This window comes from Sphaerochaeta sp. S2, from assembly GCF_016406725.1.
GTDB lineage: Bacteria > Spirochaetota > Spirochaetia > Sphaerochaetales > Sphaerochaetaceae > Sphaerochaeta.
In genome coordinates this window covers 1-1527 of record NZ_JAEKNT010000507.1, presented here as the reverse complement: position 1 = coordinate 1527, position 1527 = coordinate 1, and the positions used below count along the sequence as shown (strand labels likewise).

At 48.9% G+C, this 1527-nt stretch carries 1 protein-coding gene and 1 pseudogene; one reads left to right on the top strand and one right to left on the bottom strand.

Annotated elements, in window-relative coordinates:
* Positions 1 to 492: pseudogene (locus JF818_RS14870) on the top strand (DNA repair protein); the annotation flags it as partial.
* On the opposite strand, the gene JF818_RS14865 reads toward JF818_RS14870, so the two are convergent.
* Entirely contained in the window at positions 482 to 1387 is a 906-nt protein-coding gene (locus tag JF818_RS14865) for a DMT family transporter (protein WP_198892777.1), read from the bottom strand. The pseudogene JF818_RS14870 and the gene JF818_RS14865 overlap by 11 nt on opposite strands.
* Between the last annotated feature and the right edge of the window lie 140 nt (positions 1388 to 1527).

The following is a 1527-nucleotide window of genomic DNA, read 5'->3' as shown; positions in this document are numbered from 1 at the left end:
GAACTGCTCTCCTTGCCTGGGGTAGGGAAAGCAACCGCAGCTGCCATTGGTGCATTCAGTTACCGAGAGAGAACCATCTACCTTGAGACAAACATACGCAGGGTCCTGCTTCATTGCTTTTTTCCTGACCAGGAAGGCGTGAAGGACAAGGATTTGGAGTTATTGCTTGTTCGTTTAGTGCAGCTGGTTGATGATCCAAAGGCGTGGTACTACGCCCTGATGGATTTTGGCGTCTTGCTTAAACATCTCCTTCCCAATGCCAATGTGAGAAGTGCCCACTACACCAAGCAAGCAAAGTTCGAAAACTCCAACCGCCAGATTCGTGGTCAGTTGATTCACCTGCTCTCTGATACCGGTGCAAAAGAACAGGACCAGGTCATCGCATTACTCTCCCACTTTGAGGAAGAGCGCGTACTGTACTGTCTTGAACAGCTGAAAAAAGAGGGTTTTGTCCAAGAAGCCGAAGGTACCTACCGAATTGCTAAGGTCTAGGCTTCCTGTCCGCAGCAAGATTCCCAGCCATACCCAGCAGCATCAAGAGTGCTCCTACGAGAAGCGGTAGGCTGAAACTGTCAAAGAAGAGATAATCGATCAGGAGGCTCATCAGGATCTGGGCAGATGAGAGCAGGAGTGCAGAGTAAACAGCAGGAATCTTCACGATGACATAGCTGGTGCTCACCACGACAAATACTGCCAGTGTCCCTCCACCTAAAACAAGCAACAGCGGAATCTGGGGTATGGTTTGAATGCCAACGATTGTTGCATCCTTCTGGAACAGGAAATAGAAGACCAAGCCTGCCAACAGTCCGCCTATGAAATTCCTATGTGAGGCACGTATAGGCCCCTCATAGAGGGCAAGTGTACTGTTGAGTACCATCTGTGTCATGGTTAGTGCGCCTGCAAGGATGCCTAGCATAACATACAGGAAAGCAAAGTTCGCTGTACCTCCGCTCGCCATGATGATGATTCCCGTTGCACTGACACTCAGACTGAAAATCTTTGTTCGGTTAAGACTACGCTTTTGCATTCCCATCCAACCAGTGAGGTCGAACACCAGCGAACAGAAACTCTGTCCGAATACTGTGGAAGCCATCGCAAGCGATGCTCCGGTATGAACGACAGTCGTGTAGTTCAGGTTCAGGATGGCGAGGCCGAACAGGCCATTGAACATGAGATACCAGGGGACTTTTCTTCCTGGGCCATTGATGGCTGGCCTCTTCCTGCCAAGGAGCAGGATAAGGGAGAGTATGACCAATCCGATCATATGATTGACAATTAATGAGACACCCATGGTGGTAGCCTGTCCCAGGAGGGTATTGGAGACCACCATGATGGAGATGATCATACCAGTCATCATGTCGAGGAAGAGATACAGTGCCTGATTCATAGCCGCATTATATCGGTTTCTGCCTTGTAACGCCAGAGCTTCCTCCTCTACAATCCTGAGTGCCGCAGCAAAAACATAAAGAATGGCTACCAACTGATTATCCTAAAGGCAATTAATAGGTAATCATGTAGCCATAATAT